The organism is Saccharopolyspora rectivirgula DSM 43747 (genome assembly GCF_000497205.1).
In the GTDB taxonomy this organism is placed as follows: Bacteria; Actinomycetota; Actinomycetes; order Mycobacteriales; family Pseudonocardiaceae; genus Saccharopolyspora; species Saccharopolyspora rectivirgula.
Genome location: NZ_AYJW01000051.1, coordinates 14,995 through 30,013 on the forward strand (window position 1 = coordinate 14,995; position 15,019 = coordinate 30,013).

A 15,019-nucleotide genomic window follows, 5' to 3' on the forward strand; every position below is an offset into this window, starting at 1 on the left:
CCGCCGGCGCGTCAGGGCTGGTCGAGCTCGGCCGCCGGTGCGTGTTCGGCGGCCCAGCGGCAGATCTCCGCGACTTCCTCGGCGTGCTGCTCCAGGGTGGTGTCGGCGAACCCGAGCACCGGTATGTGCCCGGGGCGGGCCACGTCCGGTGGGCGGGGCAGGAAGCCCTTCTCGTGCACCCCGGTGCTGCCGGGCCCCGGAGTCCCTTCGGCCAGGTGGCCGGTGGTGCGGGCGTAATCGGTGAGCACCCAGGGCTTGCGCAGGTCCCGGTCCACCCCCAGCCACTGCTGGCACAGCGGGAAGATCGACATCAGGGCGTCCCACCAGCCCTCGGTGGCCAGCACCAGGTGCGGGGCCTGGTGGTGCAGTTCCGCGGCGAGCTGCCGGTAGCCGTTCAGCAGCGGGAACCGGGGGTCGTTGAACCAGTAGCCGAGGGTGTCCAAGAAGGCCGCGTCGATCCCGAAGTCCCGCACCAGCGCCAGGATCGACCGCACCAGGTGGTTGCGGAAACCGGGCTCACCGGGGTTCAGGAACACCTGGTCGCCCTCGCCGATGCGGTCGCTGTCCCAGTCGGGGCGGTTGAGCAGTTCGACGTAGCGGTTGGTGTCGTTGCGGATCACCGCTTGCTCCCAGGCGGGGTACCGGTTCACGTTCGCCCCGTGCCCGCCGAACATCGGCATGACGTGCATGCCGAGCCGGTGCGCGGTGTCCACCAGCTCGGCGAAACCGGCTTCGCCGCCGAGGTCCGCTCCCGGCCGGTACTGCGGATAGTCGTGGTAGTAGCGGCCTTCCCAACCGGTGAGGTAGGCCAGCACCCGGTGCGGCGGGATGTGCTGGGCGACGAACCGCAGTTCTTCGGCCATGCGGGCGAAGTCGTTGAAGACGTAGCCGGTCCAGTGCTGCCCGTGCAGGGTGACCACCAGCGCGACGTCCCGCAGCCAGTCGGGCACGTCGTCCCGGGAGTCCCAGGTCTCCAGCCGCGTGGACTCCTCCACGAAGGACATGTGCTCCCGCAAGTCGCTGTCCACAGTGCTCGGTGTGGTGGACGGGCGCAGCCGCACCGGTGGAACCCGGTAGCTGGTCGTCCGCGCCGACGCGGCCGGAACGTGCACCAGCTCGACGACCGGTCCGGTGGCGTAGGACGGCCGGTGGACGTGCAGGATCTGCCGGTGCAGCTGCGGGTCCCGCACCGCGAGCACCAGCCCGCCCGCTTCGTCCCCGGCGGCCACCCACGGGGTCGGCCAGTCCGGTCCCGGGTACTCCAGTTGGAAGCGCCGCAGGTCAGCTCCGTGCGTCCAACCGCGACCGGTGCTGGGCGTCCACCAGCCCCTCCGCAGCGGTTCTTCCGGCAGGCCGCGCAGCAGCAGCTTCACCGACTTGATCGGCTCGGAGCAGCTGACCTCGATCACCCACTCCAAGACGTCGTCCTCGCGGACCTGGACCTCCACCTCACCGCTGCCGGCCGGCACCTGCTGGCCCAGCCGGGCGTAGCGGTCGCAACGCACCCGCACCCCGTCGGCGGTGGTCCCCACCTGGGCCCGGTCGGCGTCGAGGCCGTAACCGTTGTCGGTCGTGAAGACCTGCACCGCCCACTCCACTTCGGAGCCACCGGGCACCGGGAAGTACGGGTCGCGCGGATCGAAGCTCAGGTCCGTGTCGTGGAGGGCCACGACTCCGCCTTCCGCGCCTGCTGCTGGACGGCTCGACCTGCGTTGTCCAGTTCACCGGCGAGCGCGGTGGCCTGGTCCGGTGTCAGCACCAGGACGTCTCCCGCGGGCAATCGCAGGGCGACCCGGTCGCCGAGCACGAGCACGGTCAGCTGTTGAGATGTGGTGCCCTGGCTGTTGCAGGGGATCCGCCAGCGCAGTTGCTCCGCGGGATCTTCAGTCGGCCACATGTCCACCTCGTCGGTCGTCAGCTTCGCTGCTGACTGAACCGCGCGCGGCTTCGATCATCAAGCGCGTCACGCCGAACGAGTGATCCCGTCGTGTTGCGGGAGGGGGACCAGCGGGCCGCGGGACGCGGGCCGAGGGCGACGCGGCGGACGCGCCCGCGGGCACGTCCGCCGGTGCTGGTCGCTCGGATCAGCGGTGCGCGCGGTTCACCGCGGACACCACGGCCTGCAGCGAGGCCGCCACCGTCGAGGTGTCGATGCCCACGCCCCAGTAGGTCCGGCCCTCGATCGCGCACTCCAGGTAGGCGGCGGCGCGGGCGTCGTCACCGGAGGTGAGGGCGTGCTGGGCGTAGTCCATGACCCGCACGTCGTAGCCGATGGTGCTCAGCGCGTCCACGAACGCCGACACCGGGCCGTTGCCGGTTCCGGTGATCTCCTGCTCGGTGCCGTCCACGACGACGGTCGCGGTGATCGACTCGTTGCCCTCTTCACCGCTGGACTGCTGGCGGGTCAGCCGCAGCGGAGCGGTGGGCGCCAAGTACTCGGCGTGGAAGATCTCCCACATCTCCTCCGGCGACACCTCGCCGCCCTGCGCGTCGGTGCGGGCCTGGATCGCCTTGGAGAACTCGATCTGCAGCTTCCGCGGCAGCTCCAGCTGGTGCTCGGACTTCATGACGTAGGCGACGCCGCCCTTGCCGGATTGCGAGTTCACCCGAATGACCGCTTCGTAGGTGCGGCCCACGTCCTTCGGGTCGATCGGCAGGTACGGGACTTCCCACGGGAAGTCGTCGACCGGGGTGCCGGCCTTGGCCGCTTCGTCGCGCAGCGCCTGCAGGCCCTTGTTGATGGCGTCCTGGTGGCTGCCGGAGAACGCGGTGTACACGAGCTCCCCGCCCCACGGGTGCCGCTCGTGCACCGGCAGCTGGTTGCAGTGCTCGACGGTGCGCTTGATGTAGTCGATGTCGGAGAAGTCGATCTGCGGGTCGATGCCCTGGCTGAACAGGTTCATGCCGAGCGCGACCAGGTCCACGTTGCCGGTGCGCTCCCCGTTGCCGAACAGGCAGCCCTCGATGCGGTCCGCGCCGGCCTGGTAGCCGAGCTCAGCGGCGGCGACGGCGGTGCCGCGGTCGTTGTGCGGGTGCAGCGACAGGATGACCGAGTCGCGCCGCGAGAGGTTGCGGTTCATCCACTCGATGGAGTCCGCGTAGACGTTGGGGGTGGCCATCTCCACGGTGGCCGGCAGGTTGAGGATGACCGGGTTCTCCGGGGTCGGCTGCCAGATCTCGGTGACCGCGTCGCACACCTCGGCGGCGTAGGACAGCTCGGTCCCGGTGAAGGACTCCGGGGAGTACTGGAACCGGAAGTCGGTGTCCGGGTACTTGCTGGCGTAGTCCAGCACCATTTCGGCGCCCATGGTGGCGATCTTCTTGATGCCTTCGCGCTCTTCCCGGAACACCACCCGGCGCTGCAGGATCGAGGTGGAGTTGTAGATGTGCACGATCGCCCGGGGGGCGCCTTCCAGGGCGGCGAAGGTGCGCTCGATCAGCTCCGGGCGGCACTGGGTGAGCACCTGGATGCGCACGTCTTCCGGGATGGCCTCGTCCTCGATGATCTCGCGGACGAAGTCGTAGTCGGTCTGGCTGGCCGCGGGGAAACCGACCTCGATCTCCTTGAAGCCCATCTGCACCAGCAGGTCGAACATGCGGCGCTTGCGGGCGGGCGACATCGGGTCGATCAGTGCCTGGTTGCCGTCCCGCAGGTCGACGGCGCACCACAGGGGGGCGCGGGTGATCCGCTTGTCCGGCCAGGTGCGGTCGGGCAGCGAGACGTCCTCGACCAGTTCGTGGAACGGGCGGTAGCGGTGGAAGGGCATCGAGCTGCCCCGCTGCGGATTCCACACCGGCTGGTCGGCCGGAGCGGGACGGGAGGGCTTGCGGATGCTGCCAGAGAACGGGACCTGGTGCTCAGGCGAGCTCATAGTGGAAATTCTCCTGCTCGGTTACCGGTTTCCTGTCGACGACCGGCGCGTTCGATCCCCGCGACGAGGGGCCGGTCAATTGACCCCGTCGCGGCGACGAAGCAGGAGAGCGCGTGCCATGGCCAAAAGGCTAACCACTACCGGGGTCCGGAATGCAAGCACCTTTCCCACATGGTGAGCGCGTTGTCCCCCGGCGAAGTGACTGGACTAACAGCCCGGGAACCGCTTTTCCGCAGGAAGGAGCGGGTGGGTTCGCAGTTCTTCGCGTTGCCCGGGTGTGACCAGGCAGACTGATCGCATGGCCAGGAAGAAGGAGCAGTCCGGGTTCGCCGGTCTGATCAACGCCGTCGGGTTCATCTTCGCGGTGCTGCTGGTGCTGCACGCCGCGTTCGTGCTGACCGGGTTCCGCGGGGAGAACGAGCTGGCGAACTCGGTGGCTCGGGCGGCGGAACCGCTGGCCCTGTTCTTCCCGGGGCTCGTCGAGGCGCCCAGCGAAGTGCTGCAGGTGCTGCTGGACTACGGTCTGGCGGCGATGTTCTGGGTGCTGGTCGCGGGGGTCGTCGGGCGGATCTTCAACTGACCTGCTCGGCCGTAGCTCCCGCGGTGACGACCGTGCCACACTGATTGGCGTGACCGAAGAAGTCAGTGCTCACGGCACGGGTTCTCGGCGAGCCGAGCTGCGGCGCGCCTGGGCCCGGTTGGTCGCGCTGCTCGGCAACGCCGTGCGCTGGTGGGGCAGCATCGCCGCGGGGTTGCTGGCGCTGCACGTGGTGTTCACGCTCGTGGGGGCGAACCCGGAGAACGGCATCGCCCAGTTCGTGTCCTCCTCCGCCGAGTCCCTGGCGCTGGGCTTCCAGGACCTGTTCGTGCCGGCGGACCCGGAGCTCGCGGTGCTGCTGAACTACGGTTGTGCGGCGCTGTTCTGGTTGATCACCACGTCGATAGCCGCTCGGGCGATCCACTCCCTGCGCTGACCGATCGGTCCATTGCGGACTTCACTGCGCCGGGGCGGGGGTGAGCGGGCACCTGGGCGGTCTGGTGCAGCACGGTGGTCAGCTGCTGGGCGGCCTCCCACACGTCGACGTAGCGCAGCCAAACCGGGGCGAAGCTGAACCGGACCCGGTCCGGCTCGGCGAAATCGGCCACCACTCCGCGGTCCAGCAGGCGGTCCACGACCAGTTGCGCGTCGGGGTGCCGGACGTCGACCTGCGCGCTGGTGGGCGCGCCCGACGGGGCCCGGACCACCTCGGCGGGTTCGGGGACGCCCTGCTCGTCGAGCAGGTGGCGGAAGAGATCGGTCATCCGCTGGGTCTTGCGGTGCAGCGCCGCCGGAGGCACTCCATCCAGAATGGACAGACTGCTGGTTATTCCGGCCAGCACGAAGGACGACGCGGCGGCCGGGTGGCCGTGCGGCGGCGGGTAGGGGATCCCGGCCGAGGTGCAGGAGCGGCCGCGCAACAACTGGCGGTGCCGGCTGGTGGCGAAGCAGTACGCGGGAGCGCCCGGCCCGCCGCCCAGGAACCGGTACCCGCAGCCGATCGCGAAGTCGACGTTCCAGCCGTGCAGGTCGACTTCCACCGCGCCGGCGGAGTGGCTCAGGTCCCACACGGCGAGCGCGTTCAACCGGTGGATCTCGGCGGTCACCGCGGCGACGTCCCGCAAGCTGCAGGAGTCCAGGTCGGCGTGGGACAGGGCCACGGCCGCCACTTCGCCCCGCGGCAACTGGCGCAGTTCTTCCACATCGGACAGCATTCGCAGCTCGGCGCCGGCGAACTCGGCGGCGGAGCGGGCGAGGTAGTGCTCCGAAGCGTTGCAGTCCCGGCCGACCGCGAGCACCGGTTGGTCCGGGCGCAACCGGGCGGCCGCCAGCAGGGCTTGGAACAGGGCCATCGACGTGGATTCGACGACCGAGATCTCCTCGGGGGCGGCCCCCAGCAAGGGGGCCAGGCCGGCGGCTGCTCGGCGGGCTTCCGCGCGCCAGTCGGCGTCACTGCGCGGTCGCCCGGCCGGGCAGTCCCAGCGGTGCTCGACGAAGCGCCGCAGTCGGGCCGGGGTGCTACCGGGGAGCGGGCCGCCGTTGCTGCCGTCCAACCGGATCAGGTCGGGTGGAAGCTGGTACTGGCAGCGCAGCTCGGCCAACTCGTCGGTGCTGTCCAGTGCTTCCGCTTCCGATCGCGTGCTGATCCACACGAGTGACGTTCATACCCCATGGGGTCGCTGGAGGTAACCAGAGGACCGGAAAAGCATGAATTTTCTTCGCCAACTCGGGGTAGGAGCAGCCCGCTGGTCCGAACGGCGCACCGCTCCCTCAGCTGTCGAACCGGGACTCGCCCCACGAACGCCCGAACACCAGCTCGGACAACGGCTTGCGACGGCGCGGCGCGAGTTCCTTCTGCCGCAGCCGCTCCGGCAGGCCGTCCAGCGGTCCGGCGCCACCGATCGCGACCACCACCATCGGCTCGAAGCCCTCCGGCACCCGGAACTCGGCGCGCACCGCCTCCCGGTCGAAGCCGGCCATCTGGTGCGCCACCAACCCCTCGGCGACCGCCTGCAGCACCAAGTTCTGGGTGGCCAACCCCAGCCCGTACTCCGCGTACGGCATCGGCTCCCCGTCGTCGGTGACCGTCTGGGCGATCCCGACGGCCAGCGCGGCGGCGTTGGTGGTCCACCCCGAGTTCCCCCTGGAAAGGGTCGCGTGGATCCGGTCGAAGACCTCTTCACCCCGCCGCCCCACGATGTACCGCGCCGGCTGCGTGTTCCCCCACGACGGCGCCCAGCGGGCCGCCTCGAACAGCGCGGTCAACTGCCGGTCGTCGACCTGCACGCGCGGGTCCAGGGCTCGCGGGCTCCACCGCTGGGCCAGCAGCTCGTGCAGCGGGACCGAGGTTTCCGCGGGCTTGCTGGTGATCACCTGCTCATCGGTGAACTCATCAGTTGTCACGACGCCCCTCCGGGTGGCTGTGTCGGAAGATCACATCGCGTACGGCCAGGCGGTCAGCGAGTAGGCGCCGAACCAGGCGCCGAAGAACACCACGAAACTCGTGACCGCCACGGCAGTGGCGCGACGACAGCGGGCCAGGCCCATCGCCGCCGGCAACAGCAGGGGGAACGCCGGCAGCATCAACCGGACCTTGGAGTACATGAGCCCGTCCGACCCCAGGGTAAGCACCAGCACCGCTGCGGCGAACGCGACGAGCGGCCACGGCAGCCGCTGCCGCACGCACATCACCAGCAGCACCAGCGCCACCAAGGACAGCCACACCGTGAGCGTTTCCAACCCGGACTTGTTCCCGGTCAAGGTCTCCACGGCGAACCGCAGCGTGGCCGCACCGCCGTCGAAGCTCGACGACCAACCCCGCCGCTGCAGCTCGAAGTAGCCGTTGAGCTCACCGGTCTGCTGGGCCACCCAGCCCATGTAGAGCAGCATGCCCAGCGGGGCGGTCAGGACCGCCACCAGCGGTCGCCAACCGTCGGTGCGCCGGAACAGGGCGATCAGCGCGGCCAAACCGACCACGGCGATCAGCGCGGCCGCGGTGGGCCGCACCAGCCCAGCCCCCAAGCAGCACAGCCCGGCCAGCGCCCAACGGCGCTCCAGCACCCCCACCAGGGCCCAGATGCTCAGGGCGCAGAACAGCGCCTCCGAGTAGGCCATGGACAGCACCACCGACATGGGTGCCGCGGCGAACAGCACGACCAGCAGCAGGCCGATGGCGCGGGAGCCGCCGATGCGCGTGCCCAACCGCACCAGCCCGTGCGCGGCGACCACCCCGGCGACGAGCGACACCGCGATCGCCGCACCTGTGAAGCTCACCCCGGGCAGCCAGGAGACCCAGCGCACCAGCACCGGGTAACCGGGGAAGAACGCCAGCGGGGTCTCCGGGTACCGGTTGCCGAACCCGTCCACCATGCTCGGGTCCACCCCGGAGTAGCCGTTCTCGGCGATCTCCAGGTACCACTGGCCGTCCCAGGCGCGCAGGTTGTCCAGCAGCGATTCCTCGTTAGCAGCTGATAACCAGCTCAACACGAGTAACCCGATCAGCCGCACTGCGAGGTAAACCACAGCCGGGGCCGCGAACAGCAGTCTGTGACGTTGCCTGCGCACCAGCCGGGCGAGGACCCCGGGTGTTCCCGCCTGCGACTGTTTCCGCTGCGTAACCTCGATGCGTCCGGTGGGCCGCTGATCCCGGTCGACCGTTCCCGGAGTGGTGGACAACCCGCTCCTCCGCCCTTGTCGACAATCGCGGCTCACAGGGTAGTAAGCGGGCTGCGGGATTGAGGTGGGGCGGTGGTGGTTCGGTAGGCTGGTTCGACAGCGGAGCGACCTGTCCAGGAAGTTCTTCGACGCATCCACGTCGTTGCCTTTCCGCAGGTTGCGGGGCTCTTCGGCGCGCTTGACCAAGGGGCGCGCCGGTGCTCTTCGTCCACCCGGTGTCAGTGCGGAGACGAACCGCACCCGGGACGTCCGCACGGCTCGAGGAGGTTTGGTTTCACGTGGCGCTCGTCGTCCAGAAGTACGGCGGTTCCTCACTCGAGAGTGCTGATCGCATCAAACGGGTTGCCGAACGAATCGTCGAGACCCGCAAGGCGGGCAACGACGTAGTCGTTGTGTGCTCTGCGATGGGGGACACCACCGACGAACTCATCGAGCTCGCCCAGCAGGTGAACCCAGCGCCGCCGGAGCGCGAGCTCGACATGCTGCTGACCGCCGGGGAGCGGATCTCCAACGCCCTCGTGGCGATGGCGGTGGCCAATCTCGGTGCGGAAGCCCGCTCGTTCTCCGGTTCGCAGGCCGGAGTGATCACCACCTCGGCGCACCAGAACGCTCGCATCATCGACGTCACGCCCGGCCGGGTGCAGGAGGCCCTGAAACAGGGGCAGATCGTCTTCGTGGCCGGGTTCCAGGGCGTGTCGCAGGACACCAAGGACATCACGACTCTCGGGCGGGGCGGCTCGGACACGACCGCCGTGGCGGTCGCGGCCGCGATGAACGCCGACGTGTGCGAGATCTACACCGATGTCGACGGCGTCTACACCGCGGACCCCCGCATCGTGTCCAACGCCAAGCACCTGGACCGCATCACCTACGAGGAAATGCTCGAAATGGCGGCCACCGGCGCGAAAGTGCTGCACTTGCGCGCCGTGGAGTACGCCCGCCGCTACGGCGTGCCGCTGCACGTCCGCTCTTCTTACTCAGCCAAGCCCGGAACGCTGGTTTCCGGTTCAGTGGAGGACCTTTCCGTGGAACAGGCGATGATCACCGGCGTCTCGCACGACCGGTCGGAAGCGAAGGTCACGGTGCGCGGTGTGCCCGACGACAAGGGGGTCGCCGGTCGGATCTTCCGGGTGGTCGCCGACGCCGAGATCGACATCGACATGGTGCTGCAGAACGTCTCCGGCAGCGCGTCGGGCCGCACCGACATCACCTTCACGGTGGCCCGCAGCAACGGCAAGCAGGCGGTCGCCGAGCTGGAGAAGATCAAGGACGAGGTCGGCTTCGAAGAGGTCGTCTACGACGACGAGGTGGGCAAGGTCTCGCTGGTGGGCGCCGGCATGCGGTCGCACCCGGGTGTCACCGCCACCTTCTGCGAGGCGCTGTCCGACGCGGGCGTGAACATCGAGATCATCAACACCTCGGAGATCCGCATCTCGGTGCTGATCCGGGAGGCGCAGCTGGAGAAGGCGGTCGCCGCGCTGCACGAGGCGTTCGACCTCGGCGGCACCGAGGAAGCCATCGTTTACGCGGGGAGTGGTCGCTGATGGCCCCTACGCTGGCGATCGTTGGTGCGACCGGAGCGGTCGGCACCGTCATGATCGACATCATCAACAACCGCGAGTCGGTGCCGTGGGGTGACATCCGGCTCATCGCCTCGGCCCGCTCCGCCGGCAAGAAGATCACCGTGCGCGGGGTCGAGCGCACCGTCGTCGAGCTGAGCCCGGAGGCCTTCGACGGCGTGGACATCGCCCTGTTCGACGTGCCGGACGAGGTGTCGGCGCAGTGGGCTCCGATCGCCGCCGAGCGCGGTGCGATCGCGGTGGACAACTCGGGGGCCTTCCGGATGGACCCGGACGTGCCGCTGGTGGTCCCGGAAGTGAACCCGGAGAAGGTGCGCGAGCGTCCGAAGGGGATCATCGCGAACCCCAACTGCACCACGCTGTCGATGATGGCGGCGCTGGGCGCGCTGCACCGCGAGTTCGGCCTGAAGGAGCTCGTCGTCGCCTCCTACCAGGCGGCTTCGGGTGCTGGCCAGGAGGGCATCGACCGGCTGTACGCCGAGATCGAGGCGCTGGCCGGCAAGCGGGTCGGGGTCCGGGCCGGTGACGTCGCGGAGGCGTTGGCGGCGGCCGGGCTGCCGGAGGAGACCCCGTTCAAGGCTCCGCTGGCGATGAACGTGGTGCCGTGGGCCGGCTCCCGCAAGGACGACGGCTGGACCTCGGAGGAGCTGAAGGTCCGCAACGAGTCCCGCAAGATCCTCGGCATTCCGGACCTGAAGGTCTCGGCGACCTGCGTCCGGGTCCCGGTGCTCACCACGCACGCGCTGGCGGTGCACGCCACGTTCGAGCGGCCGGTGACCGTGGAGCAGGCGCGCAAGGTCTTCCAGGAGCAGCCGACGATCGTGCTGCAGGACGACCACGAGAACCAGGTGTTCCCGACGCCGGCGGGAGTGGTCGGCGAGGACCCGACCTACGTCGGCCGGATCCGGCAGGCGCTGGACTTCCCGAACACGCTGGACTTCTTCGTCTGCGGGGACAACCTGCGCAAGGGCGCGGCGCTGAACACCTACCAGATCGCCGAGACGATCGTGGGTTGATCTGATCGAGCCCGGGGCGCCTTCCTCCCGAGCGGGGGGAAGGCGCCTTTGTCAATTGTGGATCTTCTTGTGGTGCGCTCCCGCTCGCCGGCTGGTTGATCTCGTTCGGACAGCAATCCTCCCGCGGAATTCCGCTTCACTGCGAGATTTTCCGGTCGTGGCGGTGTTGTCGTCGTGCGCTGGCCGGGACGGGTTCCGTGGCGCCGGAAGGGATCGCACCGGCCGCGATAGGTTGGGTCCATGCGCCAGGAACCGGTGGTCTTAGGTATTGATCTCGGTACGACGGCGACGAAAGTCGTTGCCGCTACCAGCGATGCGCGAGTGCTGCACTGCACCGAGCGGTCCTACCCGTTGCGCACGGAGGAGTCCGGGGAGGCGGTGCAGGACGCGGTGCGGGTGCGGGACGCCGCGCTGGCGGCGCTGGTCGATTGCGTCGGCTGGGCCGCCGAACACGGCCACCCGGTCGTGGCGCTGTCGTTCAGCACGGCGATGCACACCCTGCTCGGCTTGGACCAGCGCGGGGAACCGGTGACCCCGGCGTTCAGCTGGGCGGACTCGCGCGCGGAGGCGGTGGCCCGTCGGCTGCGGGCGGACGGGGACACGGCTGCCGCGCTGCACCAGGCCACCGGAACCCCGGTGCACACCCAGTCGGTGATGGTGAAACTGGCCTGGCTGGCCGCGGAGCGGCCCGATCTGGCCGCCGGCGCGGTGCGCTGGTGCGCGCTGAAGGACTACGTGCTCTCGGCGCTGGTCGACGACTTCGTCACCGACCACTCGCTGGCCTCGGGCACCGGGTTGCAGCAGATGGAGACGCTGCAGTGGTACGGGCCCGCGCTGCAGGTCGCGGACGTCACCGCGGGGCAGCTCCCGGTGATCTTGTCGCCGACCGAGCAGCTCCCGCTCAAGGCCGAGGTCGCGCAGGCGGTGGGCCTGCCGGCCGGGCTGCCGGTGGTGCTGGGCGGCGGGGACGGTCCGCTGGCGAACCTCGGCGTGGGGGCGGTGCAGCCGGGCGTGGCAGCCCTGTCGCTGGGCACCAGTGGGGCGCTGCGGGTGATCCGGGACCGCCCGGGCGTGGACGCCCGCTGCCGGACGTTCAGCTACGCCCTGGCGGACGGCCTGTGGGTGGTCGGCGGCGCGGTCAGCAACGGTGCCGTGGTGGCCCAGTGGGCGGCCGAGGCGTTCGGCGTGGACGTCGCTGCACTCCTCGCGGAGGCGCAGCGGGTCGCCCCGGGGGCGGACGGCCTCCTCGCGCTGCCGTACCTGCTGGGGGAGCGCGCCCCGTGGTGGGAGTCGGGTTTGACGGGCGCGCTGGTCGGGCTGCGCCGTTCGCACGGGCGGGCGGAGATCACCCGCGCCGTGGTGGAGGGGGTGGCCCAGCAGCTGGCGCTGGTGCGGGACGCGGTGGTGGACGCTGGTGCGCCGATCCGCTCGGTGCGGGCCACTGGTGGGGGGTTCCGCAGCGAGCTGTGGGCGCGGGTGGTCGCGGCCGCGCTGGACACCGAGCTGGGGCTGGCCGAGGGGACCGGTGGTTCCGGTTTGGGCGCGGCGTTGCTCGGCTGGCGGTCCCTCGGCGAGTTGGGCAGTCTTGACCGGGCGGCGGAGCTCGTGGGTCCGAATCGGACCGTGGCGCCGGACCCGGAGGAGGCGCGGGTCATGGCGGCCCGGCGGCCAGCGGTGGCGCAGCTCTACGAGGCGGTGCGGTTGCTGGCCGTTGACCAGGGGTGAAATCATTCCGCGACGGCGAGCACACGTTCGCGTGTTTTCTTGACTAATTCCAATCTTGGCATGGCATACTGGTGCTGCGTATGACCCCCAGTGCGATCGACCACCACGACACCAGTGCGGACGACCTGCGCCAGCAGCTGCGCGCTGCCGGCCTGCGGGTCACCAAACCGCGCCTGGCGGTGATGCGGTGGCTGACCGGGAACCCGCACTCGACTGCCGACGAGGTGGCCACCGCGGTCCGGCACGAGCTCGGCTCGGTTTCCACCCAGGCCGTCTACGACGTGCTGCACGCTTGCACCGACGCGGGTCTGCTGCGCCGGATCGAACCCGCCGGGCACCCGGCGCGCTACGAGACCCGCACCGCGGACAACCACCACCACCTGGTGTGCCGCCAGTGCGGCCGGACCGAGGACGTGGACTGCGTGATCGGCGCGGCGCCCTGCGTCGTCCCGTCCTCGACCGCCGGCTACCTGGTGGACGAGGCGGAGATCGTGTTCTGGGGGTACTGCCCTGAGTGTCAGTCCTCGGCAATCGTGCCGGAGGATCTGAGCCACCACCACGAGGAGGAACAATCGTGAGTTCGGCACGAGTCACGACGACCAATGCCGGTATTCCGGTGGCCAGCGACGACCACTCGCTGACCGCTGGCCCGAACGGTCCGATCCTGCTGCAGGACCACTACCTGATCGAGAAGAACGCCCAGTTCAACCGCGAGCGCGTGCCCGAGCGGGTCGTGCACGCCAAGGGTGGTGGCGCGTTCGGTTTCTTCGAGACCACCGAGGACGTCAGCCAGTACACCAAGGCGGCACTGTTCCAGCCGGGTGTCAAGACCGAAACGCTGGTCCGGTTCTCCTCGGTCGCAGGTGAGCTCGGCTCCCCGGACACCTGGCGCGACCCGCGCGGTACCGCGATCAAGTTCTACACCACCGAGGGCAACTACGACCTGGTCGGCAACAACACCCCGATCTTCTTCATCCGGGACGCCATCAAGTTCCCCGACTTCATCCGGTCCCAGAAGCGCCGCGCGGACAACCACCTGCGCGACCACGACATGCAGTGGGACTTCTGGACCAACTGCCCCGAGTCGGCGCACCAGGTGACCTGGCTGATGGGTGACCGCGGCATCCCGCGGACCTGGCGCCACATGAACATGTACGGTTCGCACACCTTCCTGTGGACCAACGCCAAGGGCGAGAAGTTCTGGGTCAAGTACCACTTCAAGACCGACCAGGGCCACGAGTTCCTGACCCAGGCCGAGGCCGACCGGCTGGCCGGTGAGGACGCGGACTACCACATCCGCGACCTGTGGACCGCGATCAAGAACGGCGAGCACCCGAGCTGGACGCTGTACGTCCAGGTCATGCCGTTCGAGGAGGCCGCGGACTACCGGTTCAACCCGTTCGACCTGACCAAGGTGTGGCCGCACGGCGACTACCCGCTGATCAAGGTCGGCCGGTTCGTGCTGAACCGCAACCCGGAGAACTACTTCGCCCAGATCGAGCAGGCCGCGTTCGAGCCGTCCAACATGGTGCCGGGCATCGGCCCGTCGCCGGACAAGATGCTGCAGGGCCGGCTGTTCTCCTACCCGGACGCGCACCGCTACCGCATCGGCACCAACTACATGGACCTGCCGGTGAACCGTCCGATCGTGCCGGTCAACAGCTACTCCAAGGACGGCGCGATGCGGTACAGCTTCGGCATCGGCGACCCGGTGTACGCGCCGAACTCCTACGGCGGCCCGCACGGCGACGCCTCCTACGGCGGCGACGAGGCCGCTACCGGCATCGAGCAGGAAGTCATCCGCTCGGCCTACCGCAAGCACGCCGAGGACGACGACTTCACCCAGGCGGGTACCCTGGTGCGGAAGGTGTTCAGCGACGAGGAGCGCGAGCGCTTCATCGACAACGTCGCCGGGCACCTCTCCAAGGGCGTCAGCAAGCCGGTCCTGGAGAAGGCCTTCGAGTACTGGCGGAACGTCGACAAGGCCACCGGTGACAAGATCGCCGAGAAGGTCCAGGCCAAGGTCGGCTGACCCAGTCCACTGACTGTCACCACCACCTGCCGGGCCCGGGAGCGCTGCTTCCGGGCCCGGTCTTCTTCTGCGCCGAGCCCGGTCAGCGGCGCAGTTGGACGGCGACCAGCTGCTCGCAGCAGCGCAGCACCGCGCGGGCCGCGTCCCGGTGCACGCGGTCGTGCAGCGGGTTGACCACCTGTTCCCGCCACCGGGCCAGAGCGGCCGCGGCTTCTTCGGCCAGGTCCACTTCCAGCGCGTTCTCGTCCTTGCCCAGTCGGGAGCGGACGTCCGGTCCGGAGCCGCCCAGCAACCGCTTCGCCTCGTTCTGCAGTGGACGGGGGAACCGCACCTGGCCGGACTCCAGGGCCGACAGCAGGCTGAGCTCCCGCCATTCCCGGGCGTTGACCAGCAGCCGATCGAATTCCGCCCGCAGGGCCTGGATGCCCGGGCGCGGATTGGCCCGCAGCACCATGTCCACGGCCATCGCCGCGGAGCGGGCCCGGAGCAGTTCGTGGTGCTCCACGAACTGGTGGTGCAGGGTTTCCTGCAGGGTGCTCAAGCCGCTCTCGTCCCGCAGGACCGCGCGCAGGCTCGCGGAG

13 protein-coding genes and 1 pseudogene are annotated in these 15,019 nt (G+C 69.6%); 7 read left to right on the forward strand and 7 right to left on the reverse strand.

The window, feature by feature from the left end; translation table 11 throughout:
- Positions 1-11: 11 nt before the first annotated feature.
- From SREC43747_RS0114040 to leuA, 3 genes are all read right to left on the reverse strand, one after another.
- A complete protein-coding gene (locus SREC43747_RS0114040; protein ID WP_029721912.1) occupies positions 12-1,670 on the reverse strand; it encodes a hypothetical protein in 1,659 nt (552 codons plus the stop codon).
- Complete coding sequence (locus SREC43747_RS0114045; RefSeq protein WP_236623197.1) at positions 1,646-1,897, reverse strand: hypothetical protein; 252 nt, start codon at positions 1,895-1,897, stop codon at positions 1,646-1,648. The genes SREC43747_RS0114040 and SREC43747_RS0114045 overlap by 25 nt, the downstream gene beginning before the upstream one ends.
- A 187-nt stretch (positions 1,898-2,084) precedes the next feature.
- Positions 2,085-3,872 (reverse strand): 2-isopropylmalate synthase, encoded by a 1,788-nt coding sequence (gene leuA, locus SREC43747_RS0114050; protein WP_029721914.1) that lies wholly within the window; start codon positions 3,870-3,872, stop codon positions 2,085-2,087.
- 298 nt (positions 3,873-4,170) lie between these two features.
- Between leuA and SREC43747_RS0114055 the strand changes: the two genes are divergently transcribed.
- Positions 4,171-4,452, forward strand: a complete 282-nt coding sequence (locus SREC43747_RS0114055; RefSeq protein WP_029721915.1) for a hypothetical protein — start codon at positions 4,171-4,173, stop codon at positions 4,450-4,452.
- 49 nt (positions 4,453-4,501) lie between these two features.
- On the forward strand, positions 4,502-4,846 hold the full coding sequence (locus tag SREC43747_RS0114060) for a hypothetical protein (RefSeq protein WP_029721916.1): 345 nt from the start codon (positions 4,502-4,504) through the stop codon (positions 4,844-4,846).
- Here the strand turns inward: SREC43747_RS0114060 and SREC43747_RS0114065 are convergent.
- The 3 genes from SREC43747_RS0114065 to SREC43747_RS0114075 form a co-directional block, all read right to left on the reverse strand.
- Complete coding sequence (locus SREC43747_RS0114065; protein ID WP_081722595.1) at positions 4,803-6,062, reverse strand: aminotransferase class V-fold PLP-dependent enzyme; 1,260 nt, start codon at positions 6,060-6,062, stop codon at positions 4,803-4,805. The genes SREC43747_RS0114060 and SREC43747_RS0114065 overlap by 44 nt on opposite strands.
- A 118-nt stretch (positions 6,063-6,180) precedes the next feature.
- The gene (locus SREC43747_RS0114070) at positions 6,181-6,813 is read right to left on the reverse strand and encodes a nitroreductase family protein (RefSeq protein WP_051388027.1); all 633 of its coding nucleotides are present in this window, start codon (positions 6,811-6,813) and stop codon (positions 6,181-6,183) included.
- Positions 6,814-6,843: 30 nt separating this feature from the next.
- Positions 6,844-7,896, reverse strand: coding sequence for a mannosyltransferase family protein (locus SREC43747_RS0114075; protein ID WP_236623198.1), 1,053 nt, complete (start codon positions 7,894-7,896; stop codon positions 6,844-6,846).
- Positions 7,897-8,363: 467 nt separating this feature from the next.
- On the opposite strand from SREC43747_RS0114075, the gene SREC43747_RS0114080 reads away from it, so the two are divergent.
- The 5 genes from SREC43747_RS0114080 (at position 8,364) to SREC43747_RS0114100 (ending at position 14,438) form a co-directional block, all read left to right on the forward strand.
- Entirely contained in the window at positions 8,364-9,629 is a 1,266-nt protein-coding gene (locus tag SREC43747_RS0114080; RefSeq protein WP_029721920.1) for an aspartate kinase, read from the forward strand.
- Positions 9,629-10,681 carry an aspartate-semialdehyde dehydrogenase gene (locus SREC43747_RS0114085; RefSeq protein WP_029721921.1) on the forward strand — a complete coding sequence of 351 codons (1,053 nt, stop codon included), beginning with the start codon at positions 9,629-9,631 and terminating at the stop codon, positions 10,679-10,681. The genes SREC43747_RS0114080 and SREC43747_RS0114085 overlap by 1 nt, the downstream gene beginning before the upstream one ends.
- 240 nt (positions 10,682-10,921) lie before the next feature.
- Positions 10,922-12,406 carry a gluconokinase gene (locus SREC43747_RS0114090; protein ID WP_029721922.1) on the forward strand — a complete coding sequence of 495 codons (1,485 nt, stop codon included), beginning with the start codon at positions 10,922-10,924 and terminating at the stop codon, positions 12,404-12,406.
- A gap of 80 nt (positions 12,407-12,486) precedes the next feature.
- The gene (locus tag SREC43747_RS0114095; RefSeq protein ID WP_029721923.1) at positions 12,487-12,984 is read left to right on the forward strand and encodes a Fur family transcriptional regulator; all 498 of its coding nucleotides are present in this window, start codon (positions 12,487-12,489) and stop codon (positions 12,982-12,984) included.
- A complete protein-coding gene (locus tag SREC43747_RS0114100) occupies positions 12,981-14,438 on the forward strand; it encodes a catalase (RefSeq protein ID WP_029721924.1) in 1,458 nt (485 codons plus the stop codon). The genes SREC43747_RS0114095 and SREC43747_RS0114100 overlap by 4 nt, the downstream gene beginning before the upstream one ends.
- 82 nt (positions 14,439-14,520) lie before the next feature.
- Here the strand turns inward: SREC43747_RS0114100 and SREC43747_RS0114105 are convergent.
- Positions 14,521-15,019 (reverse strand): annotated as a pseudogene (locus SREC43747_RS0114105) (dynamin family protein); the annotation flags it as partial.

Excerpts from the sequence above, each read along its gene's own strand:
- SREC43747_RS0114095 (WP_029721923.1), top strand. The coding sequence starts at position 12,487 with ATGACCCCCAGTGCGATCGACCACCACGACACCAGTGCGGACGACCTG.
- SREC43747_RS0114055 (WP_029721915.1), top strand. The coding sequence starts at position 4,171 with ATGGCCAGGAAGAAGGAGCAGTCCGGGTTCGCCGGTCTGATCAACGCC.
- leuA (WP_029721914.1), bottom strand. The coding sequence starts at position 3,872 with ATGAGCTCGCCTGAGCACCAGGTCCCGTTCTCTGGCAGCATCCGCAAG.
- SREC43747_RS0114045 (WP_236623197.1), bottom strand. The coding sequence starts at position 1,897 with ATGTGGCCGACTGAAGATCCCGCGGAGCAACTGCGCTGGCGGATCCCC.
- SREC43747_RS0114085 (WP_029721921.1), top strand. The coding sequence starts at position 9,629 with ATGGCCCCTACGCTGGCGATCGTTGGTGCGACCGGAGCGGTCGGCACC.
- SREC43747_RS0114090 (WP_029721922.1), top strand. The coding sequence starts at position 10,922 with ATGCGCCAGGAACCGGTGGTCTTAGGTATTGATCTCGGTACGACGGCG.